This window comes from Mesorhizobium sp. M0701, assembly GCF_040320365.1.
Taxonomy (GTDB): Bacteria; Pseudomonadota; Alphaproteobacteria; order Rhizobiales; family Rhizobiaceae; genus Mesorhizobium.
This window is the reverse complement of the sequence record NZ_JAMYPO010000010.1, coordinates 99,977-124,058: the sequence shown is the minus strand read 5'-3', so window position 1 is coordinate 124,058 and position 24,082 is coordinate 99,977. Positions and strand designations below refer to the sequence as shown.

Genomic DNA, 24,082 nt, shown 5'->3' with positions numbered 1-24,082 from the left:
GCTCTCCTCGAGGTTTTCTCCATGCTTGATGTTTCTTCGAAGACTGCCGCTCCGGCAGTGCCGCTTCCGCTTGTCTCATCCCCGGCTGTCGAACCAGCTGCCGCCATCCACAGCGCGGCGCAGTTTCTTCTGCCCCATCTCGAACGCGGTCAGCGCGTCGACGCCTCGAGCCTTCGCTCGGCCATGGAAGCTGCCTTCGGTGCCTCCGATGCGTCCGGCGCATGGGACTGGAAATCAGCCTATGACGCTTGCGAAGTCGCGACGGTGCTGTTCCTGCGCAAATACGGAAAGTCGCTTTTCCGCAAAGCCGGTTCTGCGGCCGCTGCACTTCCGATGCTGGACAAGATTGCCGGCCTGTTCCCAACTCACACGCGCCGCTCCGAAGAGACCGAAGCGCTTCAGCAGTTCAGCACCCCCATTCCGCTCGGTCTGGCGGCCGTGACTGCCGCGGCAATCACCCCTGCCGACCGCGTGCTTGAGCCCTCCGCCGGCACCGGGTTACTTGCTATTTTGGCCGAGATCAGCGGCAGCACGTTGCTGCTCAACGAACTGGCCGAGGCCCGCGCCGGGCTTCTCTCATTGCTCTTTCCGGCTATCCCCGTCACTCGCTTCAACGCAGCGCAGATCGATGATTATCTCAATCCCGGCATTGTGCCGAGCGTCGTGCTGATGAACCCGCCGTTCTCGGTTCTGGCCAATGTCTCGGGTCGCGTGTCCGACGCTGCCTATCGTCACGTCGCCTCTGCGCTGGCCCGGCTCGCCGAGGGCGGGCGGCTTGTCGCAATCACTGGCGCAAATTTTTCCCCAGAGCTGCCCATCTGGCGCGAGTCCTTCGTCAGGCTCCAGGAGCGCGGTCGCGTGGTGTTCACCGCCGCGATCGACGGCGCCGTCTACGCCAGGCATGGCACCACCGTCGAGACCCGGCTGACCGTCATCGACAAACTGCCGGCCGACAATCCAGGCAGCTTTCCAGCATCAGCCGGCACGGCGCCCGATGTCGCCACACTGATCGCCAGGATTGGCGAGCACGTTCCCGCACGGCTGCCGGTCAGCGCTTCGACTTTTGCGCCCGCCGTCAAGGCACTAGGGCCCACAGCCCGCCCCGTGCGCGGTGATCTCGCCAGATCCGCGGCTTCCTCTCCGGTGCGCAGCCTCGCCGAGCCGGAAGGCGCCGAGCTTGCTTACGAGACTTTGGACTGGAGGCCTGCCGAAAGTAGGCACATCACCGATGGCATCTATGAGGAGTACGGGTTGCAGGCGATCCGCATTCCGGGCGCCCATCCGCATCCGACCAAGCTGGTTCAATCGGCGGCGATGGCATCCGTTGCTCCGCCGAAGCCGAGCTACCGGCCGATTCTTCCTGCCAAGGTTGTCAGCGACGGCCTCTTGTCCGACGCGCAGCTAGAAACAGTCATCTATGCCGGCGAGGCCCATTCGGAGTTCCTCGCCGGTTCCTGGATGGTGGACGAGACCTTCGATCTTGTCTCTGCCGCGCGCCACGATGCCGCGCACGCCGTGCGATTCCGCCGGGGCTTCATGCTCGGCGACGGGACGGGCGCCGGCAAGGGCCGCCAGTCGGCCGGCATCATCCTGGATAGTTGGATGCAGGGCCGCCGCAAGGCGGTGTGGATCTCCAAATCCGACAAGCTGATCGAAGACGCCCAGCGCGACTGGTCTGCTCTCGGCATGGAGCGCCTGCTGGTCACGCCGCTGTCGCGGTTCCCGCAGGGCAAGGCCATCCGCCTCGATCACGGGGTCCTATTCACCACCTACGCCACGCTGCGCTCCGACGAACGCGGTGAGAAGGTCTCGCGCGTGCGGCAGATCGTCGAATGGTTGGGCACCGAATTCGACGGAGTGATCATTTTCGACGAGAGCCACGCCATGCAGAACGCCGCAGGCGGCAAGGGAGAACGCGGCGACGTCGCCGCCTCACAGCAGGGACGCGCCGGCCTCCGCCTCCAAAACGCCCTGCCGAACGCCCGCGTCGTCTATGTCTCGGCGACGGGCGCAACCACCGTCCACAACCTCGCCTACGCGCAGCGTTTGGGCCTGTGGGGTGGTGAGGATTTGCCCTTCGCGACCAGGGCCGAATTTGTCGAGACGATCGAGGCCGGCGGCGTTGCCGCCATGGAAGTGCTGGCCCGAGACCTTCGCGCACTCGGTCTCTACATGGCCCGATCGCTCTCGTACGATGGTGTCGAATACGAGCTGGTCGAGCACCAGCTTACCTCCGAGCAGACCCGCATCTACGACGCCTATGCCGGAGCGTTTAGCGTCATTCATAACAACGGCGCCTCGCGGAAATTCCAACCGAGGAATGGAACGACGTTCGCGTCGACATCACGCCGCGCGAATATGTCCTCTCGTATCTGCAGCATTCCTTCCCCGTGCAACTCTACGAGCCGTTCACCGACAGCGAAGGCAATTTGTCGTCACGTCCGGTCTATCGCGACGGCCAGCCCGTCGAGAGCCGCGAAGCGGTCGCCCGCCGCGATCGCCTCATCGAGCAACTCGCTTCACTGGCCCCCGTCCCGGGGGCACTCGATCAGATCGTACAGCGCTTCGGCACCGACCTCGTAGCGGAAGTGACAGGCCGGTCGCGCCGCGTCGTTCGCAAGACCAGCACTCGAGGCATCGATCGCCTTGTCGTCGAAAACCGCGCCGGATCGGCCAATTTCGCCGAGGCACAGGCATTCATGGATGACTGTAAGCGCATATTGGTGTTTTCCGACGCCGGTGGCACTGGCCGCAGCTATCACGCTGATCTCACTGCGAAGAACCGCCGCCTTCGAGTTCACTATCTGCTTGAGCCGGGCTGGAGGGCCGATGCCGCCATCCAGGGCTTGGGGCGCACCAACCGCACGAACCAGGCGCAGCCGCCGCTGTTCCGGCCGGTTGCGACCGATGTGAAGGCTGAGAAGCGCTTTCTCTCGACGATAGCCCGGCGGCTCGACACATTGGGCGCCATTACGCGCGGCCAGCGCCAGACCGGCGGTCAGGGCCTATTTCGCCCTGAGGACAATCTGGAGTCGCACTATGCCCGCGACGCGCTGCGGCAGCTTTACCTGCTGCTGGTTCGCGGCAAGGTGGACGGCTGCTCACTCCAGATGTTCGAGGAAGCGACCGGCCTCACACTGACGGAGTCCACCGGCATCAAGGACGAGCTGCCACCGATCACGACCTTCCTCAATCGGCTGCTGGCGCTTACCATCGCACTTCAAACCGTCCTGTTTACAGCCTTCGAACAATTGCTAAATGCGAAAATCGAGGGCGCCATTGCCTCCGGTGCCTACGACATCGGCTTGGAAACACTGCGTGCCGAGAGCTTCGTCGTCACCGAGCGACGCGTCATCCATGTCCATGCGGCCACCGGTGCGGAAACGCGACTGCTGACCATCGCCCAGCGCAAGCGCAATCGACCCGTTTCACTTGCCGATGCCCTTGCCCAGCTTCACGATCCCCGCGCGAAGCTCCTGGTCAACAACCGATCCGGCCGCGCCGCCGTACAGGTGCCAGCGCCCGCACTCATGCTCGACAACGGCGAGATCGAATGGCGCGTCCGGCTGATCCGGCCGATGGAGCACCATCAGGCCTCATTGAAGATGATGGCGGAGAGCCACTGGGTTGAGGCTGAGCAGGCTGCGTTCGCTGACGCCTGGAGTGCCGAGACGGCTGACGTGCCCGAGTTCACGGACAGCACTATCCATGTCGTTGCCGGCATGCTGCTGCCGATCTGGAAGCGTCTGCCTAGGGAATTCTCACGTGTGTACCGGCTCCAGACTGACGATGGCGAGCGCATCATCGGTCGTCAGGTCCCGCCAGCATGGATCGCGGGCGCACTGGCAACAAGCTCACCTTCGATCACAGCCAGTGATGCTTTCGTTGCGCTACTGGGCGGTCGAACGATCCTCGACCTCGCTGATGGTCTGCAGCTTCGGCGCAGCCGCCTCATGGGCGTTAGCCGAATCGAGCTGACGGGCTTCAACGACACAATGCGCGACCGTCTTTCGGCTTACGGCCTCTTCCGAGAGATCATCTCCTGGAAGCTGCGCATGTTCGTGCCCGCCGACGCATCTGGACCCGCAATTCTGGGCAAGTTGCTGAAGGGCTATCCAGTCCAGCGCATCGACACGCGGGAGGGTGCGTGATGGCCCGCCACGATGCGTCAGAACTGGCGCACCGCCTCGGCCAGCAGGCTGAGGCGGTTTGTCGCTACTATCTTTCGAACGGGCATCGCGAGGGCCGCTACTGGCTTGTCGGCGATGTGCAAAACACGCCGGGCCGCTCAATGTTCGTGCGTCTCGTCGGGTCAGCGAACGGAAAAGGAGCAGCCGGCAAGTGGGCCGATGCGGCGACTGGCGAGCATGGCGACCTTCTAGACGTCATCCGCGAAAGCCGCGGCTTCAGCAACTTCAAGGACGTTGCGAATGAAGCAATGACATTTTTCGGCTTGCCGCATCCCGAACCAGAGCAGATTTCTCCCCGGCCGAAATCGGTAGACACGCCATCCGGATCATCGGAGGCAGCGCGTCGGCTGTTTGCGATGTCGCAGCCGATTGCGGGTACGGTCGTAGAGGCGTATCTGCGCAACCGCAGTATTACCGCTTTGCACGGGACCGGAAGCCTGCGTTTTCACCCGCGCTGCTACTACCGGCCCGACGAACACGCGCCGACTGAGACCTGGCCGGCGATGATCGCTTCCGTCACCGATCTCGACGGCCATTTGACTGGCGCACATCGCACCTGGCTTGATCCTTCCGGCAGGGGCAAGGCATCGGTCGGTACGCCGAGGCGCGCGATGGGCGATCTTCTCGGTCACGCGGTTCGCTTTGGCCTGCCGGGCGACGTCATGGCGGGCGGCGAAGGCATCGAGACCGTCTTGTCGCTTCGGTGCATCCTGCCCGATATGGCTATGGCAGCGGCACTTTCGGCCGCCCATCTTGCTGCCATGCTGTTCCCCCTCACGCTGAGACGGCTCTACATCGTGCGCGACGCCGATCCAGCCGGTAACGGCGCGCGTGACACCTTGATCGAAAGAGCGAATGCTGCCGGGATCGAGCCGGTCGTGCTCTCGCCGGCACTTGGGGACCTCAACGAAGATCTCTGTACGCTAGGCGTGGATGCCGTTCGAGCAGCAGTCCGTGTTCAGCTCGCCCCGCAGGACATCACCCGTTTCATGGCAGTGGCGGGATAACTCGGAACGAAACAATCTGTCCGCTGTCGCTTGCATCGCTTGGATGCTCCTGAAGTCGGAGAGAACCGCGCCTGCGGGCCTTCGAGAGGGCGATCGGCCAGCAAACGACCCGGACCCGCAATGTCTTCGGCCGACTATTTTCCGGCGCGCTCCCCAAGGGAGCGCTTTCCATCGCGAAGCAAAATAGCCGGCCTTCACCCTCCTCCGCTGACACTCCGGCCCTTCGCTTCGCTGCGGGTGCAGGTCCGTCCCGTCCGCCGGCTTCCGTCGCCATGAAGGCCGCGAGGGTCGCGGTCCAACCGGCGGAGCATCCAATGAGCGAGCATGACGACTACGAACCACAGCACTCGTCTTCACCCATCGACCACGTCCTCACCGAACTCCAGCTCTATGGCTACCGACCCTTCGCGGATGAGCCTGATCCTCGACCGCTTCCAGAGGGCCACTGCGTCGCCGGCGCGATTGCCGACATCTTCGACGCCCTCATCGTGGCACTGCAAGACACTCGCCTCGAGCCCGATCTCGACGATCTTCTGTGGTCGACCGTCAACATCTTTCACCGCGCCGCAGATCGGATCGAGCGCGAACTCGACCACAACGAGCAGGCGCAACGCCGCAGCCAGCGTGAGCAGGACGGCAGCGAAGTGAAATCCGTCGAGCTGGAACGCCTGACGGCCGAAGGGCAGACGCTGATCGAACGCCAAAGCGCCTTCGAACTGATGCGTGATCAGGCCGCGGATCACTACGAGCGCCACACCGGATCGAGTTGGCGACCGCGCAGCGGATCGATGGTCAACCACCGCAACATGACCTCTGCGCTGATCGACAGCCGCGACTTTCTCAGCGCCAAGAAACGCGCCTCGCAGGAAGTCCTTCTGCCACCTGGCCCGAAAATCGCCTTCACCGCTGGGCTCGACTTCAATGACCACCAGCTGATCTGGGCCAAGCTCGACCAGGTCCACGCCAGGCATCCCGACATGGTCTTGATGCATGGGAAATCGCCGAAGGGTGGCGAAAAGATCGCCTCCTGTTGGGCAGACCACCGCAAGGTACCCCAAATCGGCTTTGCCCCTGATTGGACAAAGCATGCCAAAGCCGCCCCGTTCAAGCGCAATGACGCAATGCTGGAGGTACTGCCGATAGGCGTCATCGTCTTTCCCGGGACCGGAATTCAGGACAATCTTGCAGACAAGGCAAAGAAGCTCGGCATCCCAGTCCTCGACTTCCGCCCCAAGGGAGGCGGCGCGTAAGCGCTGCCCGCCCCTACCTTTTTTCGATTGTACGATACGGCCGCGGTCGGGCAGCGCATACTGTATTTGCAGCTCGCTGGAGTGCTTGGCCCGGGATGCCGTATCTCCGGCTCCCGGCGCCGCCCGTCTTTTGCGATACTCAAGTCCGCGCGCTCTAGCAAAGGCGCGCGACGCCGTCACGCTTGCCGTCAACGTTTCAGCTGCGTCGCAGCTGGCATCACAGCTGCGAATAACGACGCCCGTTCAACCGAACAGGGCTGGATCTGGGCGAACTCACAGAACAACCGGCGTGGGCAGGATGCTTTTTTCTGACCGGCCGTCACATTGTTAGCGTTGTCGCTGACACGGCATCGCGCGACGCACAGTTCGAATCCACCACGGCGTGCCGTCTCGTTCCAAAGATAGCGGATATCCGGTGATGCACGTCAGCCGTGACTTTGACCATCACGTGCGTGTCTTAAGCGCGGTGCCGACAACAGCTTGCGACTTCGCGATGCCTGTACAGAGGAGCATCGACGCCGGTGATCGTCGTAGCCGGGATTTCGCCAGCGACGGTATCGCCAGGTTCTCCGTTGATGTCTCTATCTGGTGGGCCGCTCCAAACGGCCTCTTTAATGGGCTGATCTGGCCGAAGGTCGGCTGCGCCTCGATCGCCTAAGCCGCAATGGCGCCGATCGACTTTCTTCCCCTGCCGGCTGCGCCGTCATTCCTCGCCAAACAACAAAGTCGCTTGGCTGCCATCCTCCGCTGGCGCTGCGGTCGCAAGCGATGCGGCGTCGATCGCCTCCGGCCCGCCGATCGCCATCGAGGCCGCAATGGTGCGGGCTCGAAACAGAGTTCAAGGAGAAAACTCATGGCGATAATCGGAACCTTCAAGAGGACCGGCAACAACGAGTTCACCGGCGAAATCGTCACTCTCTCGCTCCAGACCAAGAACGTCCGGGTCGTGCCCGAGACCAACCGCTCTGGCGACAGCGCCCCCAGCCACCGTGTCTTCGTCGGGCGGGTCGAGATCGGCGCCGCATGGTCCAAGCGCTCCAATGACGGCCGCGACTATCTCGGCGTGAAGCTGGACGATCCGAGCTTCGCTGCTCCGATCTACGCCAACCTCTTCAACGATGAAGAAGGCGAAGGCTACAGCCTCATCTGGTCGCGCCCCAACGGCCGCCGCAACGCGGAGTAAGGGCCCGACCAAGGCTCCGCCCGGACGAACAGGGCGGGGCCGTCCTCCTTTTCACGACAAGATGAGCGCAGTCGCTGCGCAACCAGCTCCGTCGGACTTGGGGCGACTACCTGTCGTGTTCGCGACTGGAGACTTCATTCCTGCATGTTGCCTCGCCGATCATCGAAAATTCGCGGTGTTTCCCGCGTCAACTCACGGTGCCGATTTTCTGATCAACTCGCATGGGTCCACATTCAGCGCAGTTGCGATCCTCCCAAGAACACTGATGCTGGCCGAGACCCGAGCGCGCTCGATCGATCCGACGTAACGCATGCTCAGTCCAGAGCGGGCGGCCAGTTCCTCCTGCGTCACGTTCTGGTCATGGCGCAGACGACGCATGTTGGCCGCCATGATCTCCTTGAGATTCATGACGGATTAGGGACCAGAAAGGGAACTATCGTTCTAGGAATGATCGTTCCTATTCGCTATGATTGGTGCTCGATCTAAAGGACGGCTCCTTCGAGATCGCGATCGAAATATGAACGGTCAAATACCATGCTTAAACCGCTGCTCGATCCTGATGTCGCCGACATTGCGCCGGATGCCCCGGTCCTGACCGGCTATGACGAGGAGCGTCTGCTCACCTACATTCGCCTCCTTGACGCGGCAGCGGAAGATGCCGATTGGCGAGAGGTGGCCAGGATCGTCTTGCATATAGACCCGGAGCAGGAGCCGGAACGAGCGTTCCGGTCCTGGGAGACCCATCTTGCCCGCGCGCGATGGATGACGACCAGCGGCTACCGATATCTTCTCGCTGGCGGCGCTCCGCACTGACGCGGGCCGGCGCTCCACTTTGCTGAGTCGGCATAATGGTTTGCCGACTCTCCAACTATTCAACTTCCTTATCCGCCGGGAATGTTGATGCCGACGCCTCACATCCGGGTACGCGGAGAGGACAGGAACAGTGCAAGGCGATTGGACCGATCCGGCGGCGTATGCACACATGTGCAGCTACCAGGCTACGGAGTTCGCTGCCGAGTATCTGATCCGGAATGACGAATTCGTGGCAGAGTGCAGCCAGCTTGCATCGCAACTCGCTGGTTCTGGAGAACCTGCCGGTCAGCCCGATCTCGCCGCCCGTTGGGGCGCGCGATTTCAAAACTGCCGGTGCCGGACTTCCGAAAGCTGACAATATCATCTGGACGGAACAGGCCTCGCCGCGCGTGCTCCGGGTCATGCGGGTATCTGCATCCCATCAAACAGTTCGACCTTCCAGCCTTGCCGGAGCCAGCGTTTGGCCGCAGGACGAAGGCCTTCACATTATTTGGTCTACCTTAATTGGGAAAAGTCATCTCGTCGCTGATGACCGCGCAGGTGAATTCAACGCTATCCTTCTGCCGCTCGATGCTGCATTCGAGACGCGGCTCGATGCAGCGCGCCGGTTCTGGCGCGCACTGAACGGCCGGGCAGCCAGTCCATCTTACGGCGCGCTGCCGCAACAGACCAAGACCAGGCATATCCTCAATTTACGCGCACATGATGGTCACCGCACGGGTGCAACCTATCGTCAGCTCGCGGAGGTGCTGTTTTCGCAAGAGCCGATTGTGCCGCGAGATTGGCGTGATCATCACCTCCGCCACAAGGTCCGAGCTATCTTACGCCGTGCAGCTTTTTTAGTCGCCGGCGGCTATCGCGATCTTCTCTTCTACCCCCACAACCGCAGCGAAAAGTCCGGCCGCCGAAGTCCTTCTTCGGGGTAGCAAAAACGCGCCCCCCAATCTTTGCCCTCCCTCGCCTTTCCTCATTTCGATCATGGTCCACTTCGCGCGTCCCGGCAGGCCAGGACGACAGCAGAACCGAATGGAGATCGAGCGATGTCGAAGGGTCCCGCGGACGCGCCCCAAAAGTATTTGCGCACGAAGGAGGCAGCACCCATCGTCGGGCTCTGCGCCCGCACACTCGAAAAGCACCGGACCTACGGCACCGGCCCAAAATACCGAAAGGTCGGCGGGCGCGTTCTCTACGACATCAACGACCTGCACGCCTGGATAGAGCTGGGCGCACGCACCTCCACCAGCGATGCCAACGCGACCTATGTTCCGCCGGCAAAACCCCATGCAGCCCGCGCGCCCGCCTATGTCGGCAGGCGCGACCGCAGCTCCTGATCTGTGGCGCACCGAAAATGCAGTATCGCGAGACCGTTCAGCAGCAATTTGCGCTGCCTCATGTCCCCTCATCCGGCTTCCCTCCACCCGGCACGCGGGACGTCGTGGCGTGGCAGCTCGTCTTGTTGGTGAAATCCCGCCACCTGACACCGATCCACTCTCATGCGCGCGAAGAATCGACCTGCGTTGAGGCGGCAGGTGTGCACGGCATGGCAACGATTTGGAACGCTGCCATCCTGGTCTGGGCTGCGTCGCAAACCATCCACGCGCAAGCCAGGAGATTGCAACCGCGCCGCCTGGTAGCGGCGAAACAGCAGCAAACCCTGACCTTCATGTCGCCGCGTAAACGGCGGCACGTCCACAGCCGGATAGCCGCACGCGAGCAGCCGAGTCCATACACGGCCAAGCGTCGTAAAACTTGCCTGCTGCGCCCCGGGATCGGGTCATGAGCAAGCGCACAAAGATCATCGCCACGATGGTTGGCGGCGTAGTGCTCGCCGCGGCGCCGGCATGGATTAGCCATCCGCCGCTGTCCATCTGGAATGCATCGGCGAGCATCCCCGTCGGGCTCTATCGCGTCCAGCCGGCCGACAAAATCGGTATTGCCAATATCGCCGTCATCATGCCGCCCGAGCCATTGGCGGCCTTCATGGCAAGACGCGGGTATCTGCCGAAAAATGTGCCGCTCCTGAAGCGTATTTTGGCACTCGGGGGCGCAACCGTCTGTCGCCAAGGCACAACCATCATCGTCAACGGCAAGACGTATGGACATGCGCGCGAGCGTGACAGGCGCGGTCGAGCCCTGCCCATCTGGCAGGGCTGCCGCGACATTGCCGAGGCCGACGTCTTCCTTATGAACCCGGGTGCAGCCGACAGTTTTGACAGCCGCTATTTCGGCCCGCTCCCGCTCTCATCGATCGTTGGCCGTGCGGTTCCCGTCTGGACCACGGAGCGCACCACTCCGGTGCTGGATATCACCAACCGATCCCCTTGCTAGCGAGCCGTGACGGCTCGGCTCGGCGCGCACTAACACCCATGAAAGGAGCACTGCACTGCAATGACCCAGATCGGAACCTTCACGCGCAATGATGACGGCTTCTTCGGCAATCTCTCCACGCTAACAATCGAGGCGAAGATTGCCATTCTGCCTGCCGAGAAATCCAAAACCGAAAACGCGCCCGACCATCTGATCTATTGCGAAGGGATGGCGGTCGGTGCGGCTTGGGACCGCGCCGGAGACAAGGCTGGGGATTACCTCTCCGTCTCAATTGACGACCCGTCCTTTACGCAGCCGATCCGCGCCAAGCTGTTCCGGTCCGATGCAGAGAACAGCGTCTGGAGCCTGCACTGGAACCGATCATCGAAGCGCGACGGGCGAGGCTGAACAGATGCTTCTGGAGCCCTTCGACGAATCTTTCTCGGCAACCCTTTTGATCCATTGCGCGCCGGTCAAACCCTTCGACCCGACCGCCCGCGACGCAGCCCAGAGGGGGCCTGACACTTGCTTGTGGTTGCGGACGCCGATTTCATCACAGTTTTGGCAAAGCCGGTTCGATCGGCGAGCCCCTGCCCTTAACGGAAGCGAACACCGTCGCAGGCTGGCGGCGCATCGGTTCTGCGGTCTGCGGGATGCAGCCCACAGAGGCATGACGACGTTTGCCGCATGTGTCATGCTTGGCTTCGTGGCGCCCGAAACTGGTGCAGCGGCTTCCTCTCATGGTGAACGGCCGGCGCACTCCGAGTCGACGATCTTGTCGGCTGGCCCGTGGTCGCGGCATATTCGAGAAGCGTCAAAACGCTTCGCCATTCCAGAGCGGTTGCTGCGCGGCGTCATGCATGTTGAGAGCGTCGGCGATGTTCGTGCGCTTTCAAGCAAGGGCGCAATGGGCTTGATGCAGATCATGCCGGCGACGTGGGAAGAACTGCGCATCAAATACCGTCTCGGTGACGATCCCTATCAACCGCGTGACAACATTCTTGCAGGTGCAGCATATCTTCGCGAAATGCTCGACAGCTTCGGGCGCAGCGGCTTTCTTGCCGCTTACAATGCCGGTCCTGGTCGGTACACGGAACATCTCTTAACCGGCCGTCCGCTGCCACGCGAGACGGTCGACTACGTCAGGAAACTCGCGCCGCTGCTCGATGGTGCAGTTCTCAGTCCGCGGCGCGCGCGGCAAGGAAGGGGCAGAGCCAGCTCGCTCCGTGCAACGATCTTTGCGCATCCCCATGACATTCGGAACGCCACTGCATCGGATGGCAATGGTTATGGCGAGACGATCTTTGCGGCGATTCATTCGTCCGCAATGGGGTCGCCAATGGGCAATCCTGTTGCGGACCTGACCGCGATCGAGCCACGGCCGAGTGAAACCGATTTCCAATCGAACCACGCTGTTTCCGGCCTATTCGCTCAACCCTCTTTAGCCATATCGCGATGATCGCCACGTTCCTCCTCAATTGCATTCCGGCCTGTTCCGTCGCGGAAATTGCGGCGGAAGGGTTGGCTGTGGATGAGAACAGAGAGCTGGCAGGATAAAGGGCCGCGAGGTGCGGCTCGGTTCGGCCGATTGTTTTCCTTACGATTTTCGTCTCATTTCGCAATGTGCTGGCACAATCAGCGATGTGCGCTATTCCCAATTTTTCAGTCTTTCAATGGAAACCGCACCTCGTGGCCGTCTAGCATGAAGCGTGACGATAGCTTTCGCGTCCGCCCCGGTCGCATCCGCTCCCGCGCCGGCCAGCGCGCACGACCCTTCATCTTCCAGGCTCTTGCGGCCACACAGCGCGCCGGCGGGCACCTTACACGCGAGGGTCGGATCACCTCCCCGCGAGCTTCAACGTTTGGCCGCGGCAGGTCAGCGAGCATCCGCGCCAGTCGCCTCATCTCTGACAGCTCACGCGGCGCCGTCGTCAAGACCCGTGTGGTACGGCAGTTCAGAGGGTCTGCGCCACTCGCCACCCATCTCAAATATCTTCGCCGCGAAGGTGTTACACGTGACGGTGAGAAGGCGAGGATGTTCGGTCCCGACACCAAAGATGCAGATCATGACGCCTTCTGCGACCGCTGCAAGGATGATCGGCATCACTTCCGTTTCATCGTTTCGCCGGAGGATGCAATGGAGCTCGGCGACCTCAAGAACTTCGCTTGTGACCTGATGGTCGACATGGAGCGCGACCTCGGCACGAAGCTCGACTGGATAGCCGTCGATCACTGGAACACCGAACATCCGCACGTTCACATCCTCGTTCGCGGCGTTGCCGACGATGGCGAGAGCCTTGTCATCTCGCGCGACTACATCCGCCAGGGCATGCGCGATCGGGCGAGCGACATTCTCACCCAGACGCTTGGGCTCCGCACGGACCTCGACATCCGCCAGGCCATCGAGCACCAGGTCGACACTGAGCGCTGGACGCAGCTCGATCGCCAGCTTGTTCGTGACGCCGACCGTCATGGTATCATTGATCTCGCGCCACACCCTGATCGCCGGCCCGACGAGTTCCTGGGGCTAAAAGTCGGCCGGCTGCGGCAACTGGAAAGCCTGGGCCTCGCGAACGAGATCCGTCCCGGCCAGTGGATGGTGGTCGAAGAGGCCGAGGCCACTTTGCGCACCCTCGGTGAACGCGGCGACATCATCAAGCGCATGCACCGCAGCCTCACTGTGCATGGGCTAGAAAAAGGGACGGCCGACTATGTGCTGGCCGCCGAAAAGATTGATGCGCCCGTGATCGGCCGACTGCTCGAACGCGGCCTTGATGACGAACGGCGCGGCGCGGCCTATGCCATCGTCGATGGCATTGATGGACGCACGCACCACATTCGCTTCCATGACCCTGATGCGGCCGGAGACTCCGACCCGGGCTCGGTCGTGGAGTTGTGCCGCGATGCGAGTGCAAATGGCGGTGGCCGGGTCACGCTCGCGGTCCGCTCCGACCTCTCAATCGAACAGCAGGTCCATGCTTCCGGCGCGACTTGGCTCGATCGCCAACTCGTTGCACGCGAGCCTGCCGAATTCGGTGACGGCGGCTTTGGCAGGGACGTAAGACAGGCACTGCAAGATCGGGTCGACCACCTTGTCAGCCGCGATCTGGCCAGGCGCGAGGGACAGCGCGTCATTCTTGTGCGCAATCTGATCGATACTCTACACGATCATGAGGTGGAATCGCTCGGTGCCCGCCTCGCCGCCGAGACGGGCCTCTCATTCACGAAGGCTGCCAACGGCGATCATGTGGCTGGGATTTACCGGCGGCGTTTCTCGCTGGCTTCAGGCCGGCTCGCGATGATCGACAATGGGCTCGAATTCAAGCTCGTGCCCTGGTCGCCGTCGCTCGAAAAGCGATTGGGTAATCAAGTCATCGGGGTCGTGTGCTCGGATACGGGGGGCGTGGATTGGAACCTGGGAAAGAAGCGCGGCATCGGGCTATGAAGGTTACAGGCGTATGCTCTGATGCTGGGAAGCCAGCACGGTCGCACATTCTATTTGTACCCGCACAGTGAAGTGCCGATTGCCTGGCAAAAAACAGGGACTTTGCGCATCCTCGATTCAGTCTGGCGCCCGCGATCGCGGCACTGGCGCTGTTTGCCTTCGTCTATCATTGGAACAGCTATCTGTGGCCGCTGACAGTTTTGCAGGGCAATGCAGAGGATTATCCGATCGTCATTAGCCTCAGCCGCCTGCTCAGCTACAACAGAGGCGCCCTCAATACAGGACTTGTCATGGCCGGCGCCACGCTCGCCGTGCTGCCGCCATTGATGCTCTTCGCCTTCCTGCAGCGCTTCTTCGTGGATTCGATCGTCGGCTCGGCGGTCAAGGGATAATGGACCAGCGCGGCGCTCTGTGCTAAGGTGTACACAGATCAACACAGGACACCGCTATGGCCGCTAGCACCACTATGACAATTCGCGTCAGTCCCGATGTAAAGGAAAAGCTCGACCGGATCGCAACCGACACCCGGCGTAGCAAGTCGTTCCTCGCAGGTGAAGCCGTCGCAGCGTATGTCGATCGCGAGCTTGAAATCATTGAAGGTATCAAGCGCGGCCTTGCTGATGTCGAAGCTGGGCGCATCGTGTCTCATGATAAGGCTATGGCAGAAATTTATGCTGCGATTGATGCCGGCACGGGCCGCAAGGTGTGACGCGAGCCGTTCAGTGGTCTCGCGGTGAGCTGGACGACATCAAGGAACAGATCGCCTATATCTCGCAGGATAATCCGCGCGCTGCGCGCCTGGTAGCAGACCGGATTCTGGACGCAGGGGCCGCGCTTGGGGAAATGGCAACCGGGCGACCCGGCCGTGTATCCGGCACCTATGAAAAGCCTGTGAGTCGCCTGCCCTACATCATCGCTTATGCCGTGACCGCCAAGGGCGGCCGGGAAAGCATTTCAATTTTGCGGGGGATCCACGCAGCGCGCGGTTGGCAGGACGAGGAATGGCCGAACTGAGCGAAATCTCGCGACGAAGGGGCTTTAATCGCGAGCGGATTTGCTGCCAACAATTTTGACAGCAAGCTGCCGGGTATTGCTCCCGAGTTTAACCGGAGACCTGGGTGGGAGCATATACGTCGAGCACGTTCTGAGTTTCGTCCGTTCGCAATGAGTTATGGCTACTAACGATCTGGCAAAACCACGATTCACTCGGCGGTCAGCACGACCTTGACACTCTGTGAACGGTCGGCGGCAAGACGGAACGCGTCTGGGGCGGCGGAAAGCGTGCGTTCCGCCGTCACCAGCTTGAGGACATCCACCTCCCCCGAAACGATGAGATCGACCGCCCGGCCGAACTCCGTGCCGAAGCGGAAGGTGCCTTTGAGGTCGATCTCCTTGGCCATCACCGCATTGGCAGGCAGCGGGATCTGGCCACCGGGAAGATTGCCGACCTGGACCACCGTGCCGCCGCGCCGGACACTGGCGATCGCCGCGGCAAGGCCGGCGGCAGTGCCTGAAATCTCGAACGCCACATCAAGCGAACCGCCGGCAGCAAGCGCCTGGAGCTCGGCGTCGCCGCTGGAAAGGTCGATCGTCCTGTCGGCGCCAAGCCGGCGGGCGAAGGCGAGCGGAGCGGCGGCGATATCGGCGACCGTAAGCTCAGCGCAGCCGGCAAGCCTGGCCGCGAGCATGGCCAAGAGACCGATGGGGCCGGCACCGAACAGGATGACGTTGCGGCCCCTGATGTCGCCCGCCCGCGCGATGGCGTGCAGGCTGACCGCCAGCGGCTCGGCAAGTGCGGCCGCCTGGTAGGCCACATCAAATGGAACCTTGAAACATTGCGCGGGCGTGGCGTCGAACAGGCTGGCGAAGCCGCCCTGCATATGCGGCGTCTTCGATGCCGAACCCATGAAATAGATGTTTTCGCAGAGATTGGCGCGGCCTTCCAGGCATCGCGCGCAATGCCCGCACCAGCGCGACGGATTGACCGCGACGTGGTCGCCGACGCCCAGACCGGGCGCGGCGCCGTTGATCTCGACGATTTCGCCTGAGATTTCGTGGCCGAGGACAAGCGGCGAAGTGACGACGAAGTCGCCGGTACGGGCATGGCGGAAATAATGCAGGTCGGAGCCGCAGATGCCCCCTGCCCCAAAGCGCACCCGCACCATACCTGGTGCCAGCGGTTCAAGCGGACGCTCCACGACGCGCAGGTCCTGCGGGCCGAACAGCGTCGCGGCAATCACCTGGCCGCTCACCGGATCAAGCCCATCTCGGTCGGCAGCCAAAGCGTGATGGCGGGTATGAAGGTGATCAGAAGCAGCGCCACGATAAGCGGCACCAGCCACGGCAGGATCGCCATGGTGGTGCGTTCGACCGAGAGTTTGGCGACGCGCGACAGCACAAAGAGCACCATGCCGAGCGGCGGGTGCAAAAGCCCAATCATCAGGTTGAGCGTCATGATCAGACCGAAATGCACCGGGTTGATGCCGTAGACGGCGGCGACCGGCAGCAGGATCGGCACCAGAATGGTGATCGCGGCGATCGTATCGAGGAAGCAGCCGACCACCAGCATCAGGATGTTGACCAGGATCAGGAAGACCCACTTGTTTTCGGTGAGCGCGAAAATGAAGTTCGAAAACAGCTGTGCTGCCTGGCTGACGGTGAGCAGCCAGGCGAAGATCGATGCGGCGGTAACGATGAACAGCACCGAGGCGGTCGTTTCGATCGTGTCGAAGCTGGCCTTGGCAAGCAAACGCAGCGTCATCGTGCGGTAGCGCACTAGCCCGAGGAAAAGCGACCAGATCACGGCCGCCATCGCCGCCTCGGTCGGCGTGAACCAGCCCATCGTCATGCCGCCAATCAGGATGACCGGCGTCATCAGCGCCATGACCGCGGAGAAATCGAAATACCAGTCCGCCGCGATCAGCACCAGCAGCGCGATGCCGACCGCGATGTTGATCGACAGGCCAAGCTGCACAAGCACGTAACAGCCAATCGGAAAGGCAGCCACCACCAGCACCTCGCCCGCCGCTTCGGCCAGCCGCCGAAGCTCGAAAGGCGTGTCGGAACCCCAGCCGCGACTGTAGGCAAAGATGGCAACCGTAATCATCATCAGCACTGTCATGACCACGCCGGGCAGGATGCCGGCCATGAACAGGGCACCGATCGAGACATTGGCCATCATGCCGTAGATGACGAAGGGCAGCGAGGGCGGAAAGATCGGCCCGAGCGTGGCGGAAGCGGCGGTGACGCCAACCGCGGCGTCGATGGGATAGCCGTGGTCCTTCATCGCCTTGATCTCGATGGTGCCGATACCGGCGGCGTCGGCGAGCGCGGTGCCCGACATGCCGGAAAAGATCACCGATCCGATGATGTTGACCTGCGCCAGGCCGCCCTTCATCCAGCCGACCAGGGCAAGGGCAAAGGAATAGATGCGCCCGGTGACGCCGGCGATGTTCATGAGGTTGCCGGCCAGAATGAAGAAGGGCACGGCGAGCAGTGGAAAGCTCTCCACCCCGGCGATCATGCGCTGGGCCGCGATGATATCGGGCGCGACGCCGTAGATGACGAGGTATAGGATCGACGCGGCCGCCATCGAAACGGCGACCGGCACGCCGATGAGCATCAGGACAAGAAAGCCCCCGACCAGAAGCAGCATCGCTCAGACCCCCGCCGTCTCGAACGCACCAGGACGCTCGAGCACCGAATAGCCGCGCCGGTAATTGCCGATGAAGACCTGGATCGAGCGCAGAAGCATCAGCACGAACCCGGCCAGTACGGCGTAGAAGAACCAGCGCCGCGGCAGGTTGACGGTGACCATGCGCTCATGCGCCACGATCGTGACGTAGCGCCACATCAGCCATGTTCCGTAGGCGAAGAATGCGATGCGGACAATATCGACGGCGAGCGCCAGCCAGCGGCCGACACGCTCCGGCAGATAGTGGTAAAGCACGTCGACATGGATATGGCGCGAAAGGCGCACGCACATGGCGGCACCGAGAAAGACAACGACGACAAGCGCGTTGATGGCGATCTCCTCGGTCCAGGCAAAGCTGTTGTTCAGCGCATAGCGGGTGAAGAACTGCAGGAAGACACAGACGACCATGCCCCAGAACACGGCAAGCGTGACCCAATCCTCGATACCGTGGTCCGACAGGTCGACGTCGACCGGCACCTCCTCGAAGGCGTGCGCGATCTCTTCGACGGTGATCTCGGTGTGGTGTTCCTCGGCCATTGGCGCGGGCTCCCGAAGCTGGTGGGTCGTCAAGGATTGGAAAGGCCGTCCGGCGCAATTTGAAGCCGGACGGATGGGCAAGTGGCGAATCCGATTGCCGCCCTATTCTCTTGGTTGAGCATCCGATTTCCCGATGCCCTACTTGATGGCGCGGATCGCTTCCCAATCGGCCTTGTTGTAGCCGAACTCCTCGAAGGTGACCTTCTCCAGCACATTCTTCTCGAAGTCGGCACGGTCGACATCGGTTACGGTGATGCCGCGGTCCTTGAATACCTGCACCAGTTCCTTTTCGCGGGCGACGATCTTCGCCGTGGCGCGGGCGGCGGCCTCCTGCATCACCTCGGTGAAGATCTTCTTGTCCTCGTCGGAAAGCGAGGCCCAGCGCGACGCCGATATGATGGTGTTGAGATGATCGACGATATGGCCAGTCAGCACGATGTTCTTCTGCACCTCGTAGAATTTCTTCGCCTCGATGGTGGTCAGCGGGTTCTCCTCGGCCTCGACCGTGCCGTTCTGCAGGGCCAGGTAGACCTCAGCGAAGGCGATCGGCGCGGTGTTGGCGCCGCAGGCACGCGGCATGGCCAGATAGGCGGGCACGTCGGGAACGCGCATCTTCAGGCCCTGCATGTCGGAGCATTTGGCGATCGGACGGTTCGAGGTGGTCTGCCGCGTCCCGTAATAGGTGGTGGCGACGATATGATTGCCGGTCTTGTCCTCATAGCCCTTGGTCAGGGCCTTGTAGACGTCGCTCTTGGTGTATTTCAGCAGATGGTCGGCATCGCGGAAAGTGTATGGGAAATAGGTGACGCCGATCGGTGGATATTCGCGCGCCGCGAAGCTCGATCCGGAAATGATGATATCGACGGTGCCGAGCATCAGGCCCTGGTTGATGTCTGCTTCCTTGCCAAGCTGCGAGGCCGGATAGACGTCGATGGCGTAGCGGCCCTGGGTGCGCTTCTTGATCTCGTCGGCAGCCCACACGGATTCGGTGTGGAAGGGCTCCGTCGTCTCGTAGACATGTGCCCATTTCAGGACCGTTTCCGCCGAGGCCGACGCCATGGGTATGGCAATTGCGGCGATCGCACCGAGCAGAACTGCGTATTTTCTCAGCATCTAATTCCTCCCTGGTTGAACTTGACGGCCGGATCTCCCCCCGGCCAACTGCTATTCCGCAACCTCCTTGGCTGCGGCTCTCTCATCGAAATTGCGTGAGAATCTGATTTGCGACTGGCGCAGATGCTGCTGCATGGCGGCCTTGGCCCGCTCGGGGTCGCGCGCGGCAATTGCATCGCGCACGGCACGATGTTCCTTTGCCGCGACCTGCCAGGAATCGCTGGTCTCGAAATAGATCGACAGGCGTTCGAAGTACGGGTTCATGCGCTGGTCGAAAAGCTCGCCGATGAAGCGCACCAGCACCGCGTTCTCGAGAATGCCGGCGACAGCGGTGTGGAATTCCCGGTCGAGCGCAATGGTCATCTTGTTGGGGTGGCGCATGGCCTCCATCCGGCGCAGCACGTCGTCGAGCCGTTCGATATCTGCAGGCCGGACATGGAGGGCCGCTTCGGCGGCGATCGCGCCTTCGACGAATTCGCGCGCGCGCAACAGCTCGAACGGGCCTTCCTCGACTTCGGGTTCGGAGGCGGCGGCGCTCGGCGGATCGGTGACGTAGATACCCGAGCCGACGCGGATGCGTATGCGGCCTTCGACCTCCAGCGCTATCAGCGCTTCACGGACTGTCGGGCGGGAAATTCCGAGCTGATCGGCCAGATCCCGCTCGGTTGGCAGGCGGTCGCCGACGGAAAACTCGCCGGCATCGATCAGCTGCCTGAGCTGATCGGCGACCTGTCGGTAAAGCCGGCGTGGTTCAACGGCCTGGATCGGCATGCGCGTTTAGTTCCCTCCCGGGCCACCCTGGTACATTGGTCTGACCCATTGACCGCAGCTTAGACAGAGCATGCGGAGAGTCAAGCTCGATAGAACCGCGGCCCGCACAACCGGAACGCGGCGGCATTGCGCAAGCATTCCATGCGTCAGCGCCGTCCTCCGCGAATGACCAGGACGTTCCCGGCGGCGACGAGGACGAGCCCGATGATCGCGTACGCAGTCCAGGCATAGCCTTCCAGCGCCGTGGAGATCAAAAGCGCAAAGACGGGAAATATGACGGTCGCATAGCCGGCGCGGGCGCCGCCAATGCGTCCGAGCAGCGTCAGGTAGGCGGCGAAAGCCACGACGGTCGATATGACGGCGAGGAAGACCAGCGAGCCGATATAAGAGGCCGTCGTCGCGAACACGAACGGCTCACCAAGCAGGAAGGCCAGGAACGTCGACCACAGAGTGCCATAAAGCATGCCCCAGGCGCTCGTTGAAACGAGCGGCAGGCCGCGGCGCTGGTTTGCGACGGAGACGAGATTGCCGGCGCAGAAGCTCAGCGTGCCGCAGAGGCACAGAAGAAGGCCCACCAACGTGCCGCCGGAAAGCCCGTTGGCGGCGATTTCGGGAAAGAACATCAGCGCTATTCCGGCGAAGCCGATGAGGCCGCCGGCGAGAATGCGCGGCGCCGGGCGCTCGCCGATGACCAAGGCACCGAGCAGCATGTTGATTACCGAGGCGAGCGAGAAGACGACCGAGAGCAAGCCGCTGACGAGATAGCCGGCGCCATAATAGAAAAACAGGAAGTTCGACGAGAAGATGAGGATGCCGAGCACTGCAAAGCGCAGATGATCGGTGATCGAAAAGCGGAGACGCCGGCCGGAAAAACCTGCCCAGGCAAACATCAGCAGCGTGGCGATGGCGAAGCGCCAAACCAGATTGACCTCGTTCGACACGCCGCTGCCGACCTGAAGCTCGATCGCGAACCACGATGCGCTCCAGGCAATGACCGTCAGCGCGTAAAGCCCGTAGTCGACGGGTTCGAAGGGGCGGTCGCGCGACGGCATGCGCATTTCCGCGTTAGCCGGCTCCGGGGCGTCGTTTGGTTCTCTTGCTACCGACATGCTGGCCAAGACGCTTCCGCTCACAAGACGTTTACAGACCAACCGTCCGCCTTCGCCGCTTCTGGCCCCAGACGACGAGACCGAGCAACAGCAGAGCCGGAATGGCGAACCAATAGCGCGACGTCCGTTCCGCCGGGACTAGCACCTGGTTGATTTCGTCGCCGGGCTGCAGGCCGAATTTGGCCGCCTGGCTGCCCAGTCGCACGACGCCGACCGTCACGCTATCGCCAAGCGCACTGACGTCCAGGCCCGCAGCCTTCAGGCGTTCGGCCGATGAATTTGCAGGCCCGAGCTGCAGCCGAACCAGCTTCGATATCTCATCGCCGTTGAGGTTCAGTGTCGTCAGGCGCAAGCGAACCGCGCCTCCCTCGGCCGTCTCGTCGACGATACGGCTGAGTTCGGTGGCGGGTACTGCCCGATACGGTTCACTCACCTGATCGAGCAACAATCCTGGCCTGAACAAGATGAAACAGGCCACAAGCAACGCAATCGTCTCGTACCAGCGGTTGCGCACGAGCATCCAATTCTGCGTCGCTGCTACAAACGAGACCATGGCCAGCGTCGATGTCACCACCATCGCGACGAAATCGAACGGACCTTCGAGATCGATCATCAGCAGTCCGGTGTTGAAGATGAAGATGAACGGCAGCAGGCCGGTACGGATCTCGTACTTGAAGCCCTGAATGCCGGTCTTCACCGGATCGGCGCCGGAAATTGCCGCAGCAGCATAAGCCGCCAGGCCCACTGGCGGCGTCACGTCCGCCATCAGCCCGAAATAGAAAACGAACATGTGGACGGCGACCAGCGGCACGGCAAGATCGTTCTGCGCCGCCAAATCGACGATGACCGGCGCCATCAAGGTGGCGACGACGACATAGCTTGCAGTGGTCGGCATGCCCATGCCGAGAATGATGCAGATCACCGCGGTGAACAAAAGCATGACGATGAAGCTGCCGCCCGAGATGAATTCGACCAGCTCGGTCATTACCAGCCCGATGCCCGTGAGCAGAACCGTTCCGACGATGATGCCGGCCGTCGCAGTGGCAATGCCGACCGTCGTCATGTTGCGTGCGGCGGCGGACAGGCCACCGACCAGATCGTCGAAACCGTGAAGCCAATGCTGCGCCAGCGCTCGGTCCTTGCGGAAAAAGGCGGTGAGCGGCCGCTGCGTGACGATCAGCGCCATAAGGGCGACAGCGCCCCAGAATGCCGACAGGCCGGGCGACAACTCCTCCACCATCAGGCACCAGATCAGCAGGATCACAGGCAGCAGAAAATGCAGGCCGGTGCGCGCCGTCTCGCCGAAGTGGGGAATCCTGACGATCTCGCCCTCCAGATCCTCCAGCGGCAGGTCGGGATAACGCGCCCGGTAGGCGACAAGGCCGATGTAAACGGCGATCAGCGCGGCAGTGATCATCCAGGTCGCGGCCGCGCCGAAAACGATCTTCGTCCAGCCAATGCCGTAATAGACAACCCCTGCGAGGACGATGAAGCCGCATATGCCCATCAGCCCGCGCAGCGCACCCTGAAATGCGGAGTGCGTGCTGCGTGACGGCAGGCCCTTCATCCCCGTCTTCATCGCTTCGATATCGACGATGTAGAACAACGAGCCGTAGGTTAGCAGCGCCGGATAGAAGGCGTGCTTGACCACCTCGGCATAGGAGATGCCGACATATTCCGCGATCAGGAACGCGGCGGCGCCCATCACCGGAGGCATCAGCTGACCATTGACGCCGGCCGCGCATTCGATGGCGCCGGCCTTCACCGCAGAATATCCGACGCGACGCATCAGCGGGATGGTGAAGGTTCCGGTGGTCACGACATTGGCGATCGACGACCCGGAAATCATGCCGGTCAGGCCGGAAGCGACGACACCGGCCTTGGCCGGACCGCCGCGGTATTTGCCGAGCAGCGAGAAGGCAAGCTGGATGAAAAAGCCGCCGGCGCCGGCGCGCTCCAGCAATGTTCCGAACAGAACGAACATGAAGACGACGTTGGTGGACACACCGAGGGCAACACCGAAGACCCCCTCCGACGTCAGCCACATCTGCGAGGCTGCGCGCGATAACGTCGCGCCCTTGTGGCCGAGCAGGCCAGGTAGGTGAGGCCCGGCGAAGATATAGATCAGCATGATCGCCGCGATGACGGTGATGGCAGGCCCGACGGCGCGACGGGCGGCCTCGAGCAGGATGAGGACGCCGGCGATCGAGACGATCAGGTCAGCCGTAGTAGGAAGGCCCGGCCGATGGGCGATATCGCTGTAAAAGACCAACAGATAGAGGGCGGACGCCGCCCCGGCGATGCCTAGCACCCAGTCGGGCAGCGGCACCCGGCTGCGCGACGAGGTCTTGAAGGCCGGAAACGTCAGCATCGCCAGAAACAGGGCGAAGGCCAGATGGATGGAGCGGGCGATGCCGTCGCTGACGACACCAAAATTGAGCATGAACGGAAGGGGCGAGGCATACCAGAGCTGGAACAGCGACCATGCCAGCGATACGCCGAGGATCAGCTTCGCGGTGCGGCCGGTCGGCTTGCGCCCACCGGTGTCGGCCTCGGCGACGATCTCGCTAAGCTTGTCAATGTTGATAACGGGTTGGTCAGGCCCTGCCGCCCGCTGGCTTTGATCTGTCATCGTTCCCTACAATTATTTTGCGATGCGAGGC

Annotated in this window: 23 protein-coding genes and 1 pseudogene; 16 read left to right on the top strand and 8 right to left on the bottom strand. The window is 62.3% G+C overall.

Annotation, left to right across the window (positions count from 1 at the left end; all coding sequences use genetic code 11):
• The first annotated feature begins 21 nt into the window (after window positions 1–21).
• The 5 genes and pseudogenes from NKI24_RS12855 (at window position 22) to NKI24_RS12835 (ending at window position 7,630) form a co-directional block, all read left to right on the top strand.
• A pseudogene (locus NKI24_RS12855) lies at window positions 22–4,151 on the top strand (strawberry notch-like NTP hydrolase domain-containing protein).
• Window positions 4,151–5,197 (top strand): DUF7146 domain-containing protein, encoded by a 1,047-nt coding sequence (locus tag NKI24_RS12850; protein ID WP_352745690.1) that lies wholly within the window; start codon window positions 4,151–4,153, stop codon window positions 5,195–5,197. The pseudogene NKI24_RS12855 and the gene NKI24_RS12850 overlap by 1 nt, the downstream one beginning before the upstream one ends.
• A 314-nt stretch (window positions 5,198–5,511) precedes the next feature.
• The gene (locus NKI24_RS12845; RefSeq protein WP_352452161.1) at window positions 5,512–6,447 is read left to right on the top strand and encodes an SLOG family protein; all 936 of its coding nucleotides are present in this window, start codon (window positions 5,512–5,514) and stop codon (window positions 6,445–6,447) included.
• Window positions 6,448–6,865: 418 nt separating this feature from the next.
• Window positions 6,866–7,105 carry a hypothetical protein gene (locus NKI24_RS12840; RefSeq protein ID WP_352745687.1) on the top strand — a complete coding sequence of 80 codons (240 nt, stop codon included), beginning with the start codon at window positions 6,866–6,868 and terminating at the stop codon, window positions 7,103–7,105.
• A gap of 195 nt (window positions 7,106–7,300) precedes the next feature.
• Window positions 7,301–7,630 carry a DUF736 domain-containing protein gene (locus tag NKI24_RS12835; protein WP_352452159.1) on the top strand — a complete coding sequence of 110 codons (330 nt, stop codon included), beginning with the start codon at window positions 7,301–7,303 and terminating at the stop codon, window positions 7,628–7,630.
• Window positions 7,631–7,822: 192 nt separating this feature from the next.
• On the opposite strand, the gene NKI24_RS12830 is transcribed toward NKI24_RS12835, so the two are convergent.
• Complete coding sequence (locus NKI24_RS12830; RefSeq protein ID WP_023674290.1) at window positions 7,823–8,038, bottom strand: helix-turn-helix domain-containing protein; 216 nt, start codon at window positions 8,036–8,038, stop codon at window positions 7,823–7,825.
• 126 nt (window positions 8,039–8,164) lie between these two features.
• On the opposite strand from NKI24_RS12830, the gene NKI24_RS12825 reads away from it, so the two are divergent.
• The 11 genes from NKI24_RS12825 (at window position 8,165) to NKI24_RS12775 (ending at window position 15,209) form a co-directional block, all read left to right on the top strand.
• The gene (locus NKI24_RS12825; RefSeq protein WP_023674289.1) at window positions 8,165–8,443 is read left to right on the top strand and encodes a DNA -binding domain-containing protein; all 279 of its coding nucleotides are present in this window, start codon (window positions 8,165–8,167) and stop codon (window positions 8,441–8,443) included.
• A gap of 169 nt (window positions 8,444–8,612) precedes the next feature.
• Window positions 8,613–8,798 carry a transcriptional regulator domain-containing protein gene (locus NKI24_RS12820; RefSeq protein ID WP_352452199.1) on the top strand — a complete coding sequence of 62 codons (186 nt, stop codon included), beginning with the start codon at window positions 8,613–8,615 and terminating at the stop codon, window positions 8,796–8,798.
• Window positions 8,799–8,844: 46 nt separating this feature from the next.
• Complete coding sequence (locus NKI24_RS12815) at window positions 8,845–9,369, top strand: DUF2285 domain-containing protein (RefSeq protein WP_352452158.1); 525 nt, start codon at window positions 8,845–8,847, stop codon at window positions 9,367–9,369.
• Between the two features lie 114 nt (window positions 9,370–9,483).
• Window positions 9,484–9,774, top strand: coding sequence for a helix-turn-helix transcriptional regulator (locus NKI24_RS12810; protein ID WP_023674287.1), 291 nt, complete (start codon window positions 9,484–9,486; stop codon window positions 9,772–9,774).
• A gap of 17 nt (window positions 9,775–9,791) precedes the next feature.
• Window positions 9,792–10,223 (top strand): replication initiator protein A, encoded by a 432-nt coding sequence (locus NKI24_RS12805; RefSeq protein ID WP_352745685.1) that lies wholly within the window; start codon window positions 9,792–9,794, stop codon window positions 10,221–10,223.
• A complete protein-coding gene (locus NKI24_RS12800) occupies window positions 10,220–10,771 on the top strand; it encodes a S26 family signal peptidase (protein WP_352745683.1) in 552 nt (183 codons plus the stop codon). The genes NKI24_RS12805 and NKI24_RS12800 overlap by 4 nt, the downstream gene beginning before the upstream one ends.
• A 60-nt stretch (window positions 10,772–10,831) precedes the next feature.
• Window positions 10,832–11,158 carry a DUF736 domain-containing protein gene (locus tag NKI24_RS12795; RefSeq protein ID WP_023674284.1) on the top strand — a complete coding sequence of 109 codons (327 nt, stop codon included), beginning with the start codon at window positions 10,832–10,834 and terminating at the stop codon, window positions 11,156–11,158.
• A gap of 262 nt (window positions 11,159–11,420) precedes the next feature.
• The gene (locus NKI24_RS12790; RefSeq protein WP_352452155.1) at window positions 11,421–12,209 is read left to right on the top strand and encodes a lytic transglycosylase domain-containing protein; all 789 of its coding nucleotides are present in this window, start codon (window positions 11,421–11,423) and stop codon (window positions 12,207–12,209) included.
• A gap of 243 nt (window positions 12,210–12,452) precedes the next feature.
• Window positions 12,453–14,195 (top strand): relaxase/mobilization nuclease domain-containing protein, encoded by a 1,743-nt coding sequence (locus NKI24_RS12785; RefSeq protein WP_352745679.1) that lies wholly within the window; start codon window positions 12,453–12,455, stop codon window positions 14,193–14,195.
• A 448-nt stretch (window positions 14,196–14,643) separates the two neighbouring features.
• Window positions 14,644–14,904, top strand: coding sequence for a CopG family ribbon-helix-helix protein (locus NKI24_RS12780; RefSeq protein ID WP_352452153.1), 261 nt, complete (start codon window positions 14,644–14,646; stop codon window positions 14,902–14,904).
• On the top strand, window positions 14,901–15,209 hold the full coding sequence (locus NKI24_RS12775) for a type II toxin-antitoxin system RelE/ParE family toxin (RefSeq protein WP_352745677.1): 309 nt from the start codon (window positions 14,901–14,903) through the stop codon (window positions 15,207–15,209). The genes NKI24_RS12780 and NKI24_RS12775 overlap by 4 nt, the downstream gene beginning before the upstream one ends.
• A gap of 188 nt (window positions 15,210–15,397) precedes the next feature.
• On the opposite strand, the gene NKI24_RS12770 is transcribed toward NKI24_RS12775, so the two are convergent.
• The 7 genes from NKI24_RS12770 to NKI24_RS12740 all read right to left on the bottom strand — a co-directional run bounded on the left by NKI24_RS12770 (window position 15,398) and on the right by NKI24_RS12740 (window position 24,051).
• Entirely contained in the window at window positions 15,398–16,447 is a 1,050-nt protein-coding gene (locus NKI24_RS12770; RefSeq protein WP_352745674.1) for an L-idonate 5-dehydrogenase, read from the bottom strand.
• Window positions 16,444–17,850, bottom strand: a complete 1,407-nt coding sequence (locus tag NKI24_RS12765) for a TRAP transporter large permease (protein ID WP_352452150.1) — start codon at window positions 17,848–17,850, stop codon at window positions 16,444–16,446. The genes NKI24_RS12770 and NKI24_RS12765 overlap by 4 nt, the downstream gene beginning before the upstream one ends.
• Before the next feature lie 3 nt (window positions 17,851–17,853).
• Window positions 17,854–18,426 carry a TRAP transporter small permease gene (locus NKI24_RS12760; RefSeq protein WP_352745671.1) on the bottom strand — a complete coding sequence of 191 codons (573 nt, stop codon included), beginning with the start codon at window positions 18,424–18,426 and terminating at the stop codon, window positions 17,854–17,856.
• Window positions 18,427–18,564: 138 nt separating this feature from the next.
• Window positions 18,565–19,539 (bottom strand): sialic acid TRAP transporter substrate-binding protein SiaP, encoded by a 975-nt coding sequence (locus tag NKI24_RS12755; RefSeq protein ID WP_502901450.1) that lies wholly within the window; start codon window positions 19,537–19,539, stop codon window positions 18,565–18,567.
• A gap of 51 nt (window positions 19,540–19,590) precedes the next feature.
• Entirely contained in the window at window positions 19,591–20,310 is a 720-nt protein-coding gene (locus NKI24_RS12750; protein ID WP_352452148.1) for a FadR/GntR family transcriptional regulator, read from the bottom strand.
• 146 nt (window positions 20,311–20,456) lie between these two features.
• Entirely contained in the window at window positions 20,457–21,362 is a 906-nt protein-coding gene (locus NKI24_RS12745; RefSeq protein WP_352745667.1) for a DMT family transporter, read from the bottom strand.
• Between the two features lie 88 nt (window positions 21,363–21,450).
• A complete protein-coding gene (locus NKI24_RS12740) occupies window positions 21,451–24,051 on the bottom strand; it encodes a TRAP transporter permease (protein WP_352745664.1) in 2,601 nt (866 codons plus the stop codon).
• Window positions 24,052–24,082: the final 31 nt, after the last annotated feature.

Bases quoted from the DNA above. Each gene is read 5' to 3' on its own strand.
- NKI24_RS12845 (WP_352452161.1), top strand. From the start codon at position 5,512: ATGAGCGAGCATGACGACTACGAACCACAGCACTCGTCTTCACCCATC.
- NKI24_RS12805 (WP_352745685.1), top strand. From the start codon at position 9,792: ATGCAGTATCGCGAGACCGTTCAGCAGCAATTTGCGCTGCCTCATGTC.
- NKI24_RS12740 (WP_352745664.1), bottom strand. From the start codon at position 24,051: ATGACAGATCAAAGCCAGCGGGCGGCAGGGCCTGACCAACCCGTTATC.
- NKI24_RS12745 (WP_352745667.1), bottom strand. From the start codon at position 21,362: ATGCCGTCGCGCGACCGCCCCTTCGAACCCGTCGACTACGGGCTTTAC.
- NKI24_RS12815 (WP_352452158.1), top strand. From the start codon at position 8,845: ATGCGGGTATCTGCATCCCATCAAACAGTTCGACCTTCCAGCCTTGCC.
- NKI24_RS12760 (WP_352745671.1), bottom strand. From the start codon at position 18,426: ATGGCCGAGGAACACCACACCGAGATCACCGTCGAAGAGATCGCGCAC.
- NKI24_RS12825 (WP_023674289.1), top strand. From the start codon at position 8,165: ATGCTTAAACCGCTGCTCGATCCTGATGTCGCCGACATTGCGCCGGAT.
- NKI24_RS12840 (WP_352745687.1), top strand. From the start codon at position 6,866: ATGCACGTCAGCCGTGACTTTGACCATCACGTGCGTGTCTTAAGCGCG.
- NKI24_RS12750 (WP_352452148.1), bottom strand. From the start codon at position 20,310: ATGCCGATCCAGGCCGTTGAACCACGCCGGCTTTACCGACAGGTCGCC.
- NKI24_RS12790 (WP_352452155.1), top strand. From the start codon at position 11,421: ATGACGACGTTTGCCGCATGTGTCATGCTTGGCTTCGTGGCGCCCGAA.
- NKI24_RS12755 (WP_502901450.1), bottom strand. From the start codon at position 19,539: ATGCTGAGAAAATACGCAGTTCTGCTCGGTGCGATCGCCGCAATTGCC.
- NKI24_RS12780 (WP_352452153.1), top strand. From the start codon at position 14,644: ATGGCCGCTAGCACCACTATGACAATTCGCGTCAGTCCCGATGTAAAG.
- NKI24_RS12785 (WP_352745679.1), top strand. From the start codon at position 12,453: ATGAAGCGTGACGATAGCTTTCGCGTCCGCCCCGGTCGCATCCGCTCC.
- NKI24_RS12765 (WP_352452150.1), bottom strand. From the start codon at position 17,850: ATGCTGCTTCTGGTCGGGGGCTTTCTTGTCCTGATGCTCATCGGCGTG.
- NKI24_RS12810 (WP_023674287.1), top strand. From the start codon at position 9,484: ATGTCGAAGGGTCCCGCGGACGCGCCCCAAAAGTATTTGCGCACGAAG.
- NKI24_RS12820 (WP_352452199.1), top strand. From the start codon at position 8,613: ATGTGCAGCTACCAGGCTACGGAGTTCGCTGCCGAGTATCTGATCCGG.
- NKI24_RS12800 (WP_352745683.1), top strand. From the start codon at position 10,220: ATGAGCAAGCGCACAAAGATCATCGCCACGATGGTTGGCGGCGTAGTG.
- NKI24_RS12835 (WP_352452159.1), top strand. From the start codon at position 7,301: ATGGCGATAATCGGAACCTTCAAGAGGACCGGCAACAACGAGTTCACC.
- NKI24_RS12850 (WP_352745690.1), top strand. From the start codon at position 4,151: ATGGCCCGCCACGATGCGTCAGAACTGGCGCACCGCCTCGGCCAGCAG.
- NKI24_RS12795 (WP_023674284.1), top strand. From the start codon at position 10,832: ATGACCCAGATCGGAACCTTCACGCGCAATGATGACGGCTTCTTCGGC.
- NKI24_RS12830 (WP_023674290.1), bottom strand. From the start codon at position 8,038: ATGAATCTCAAGGAGATCATGGCGGCCAACATGCGTCGTCTGCGCCAT.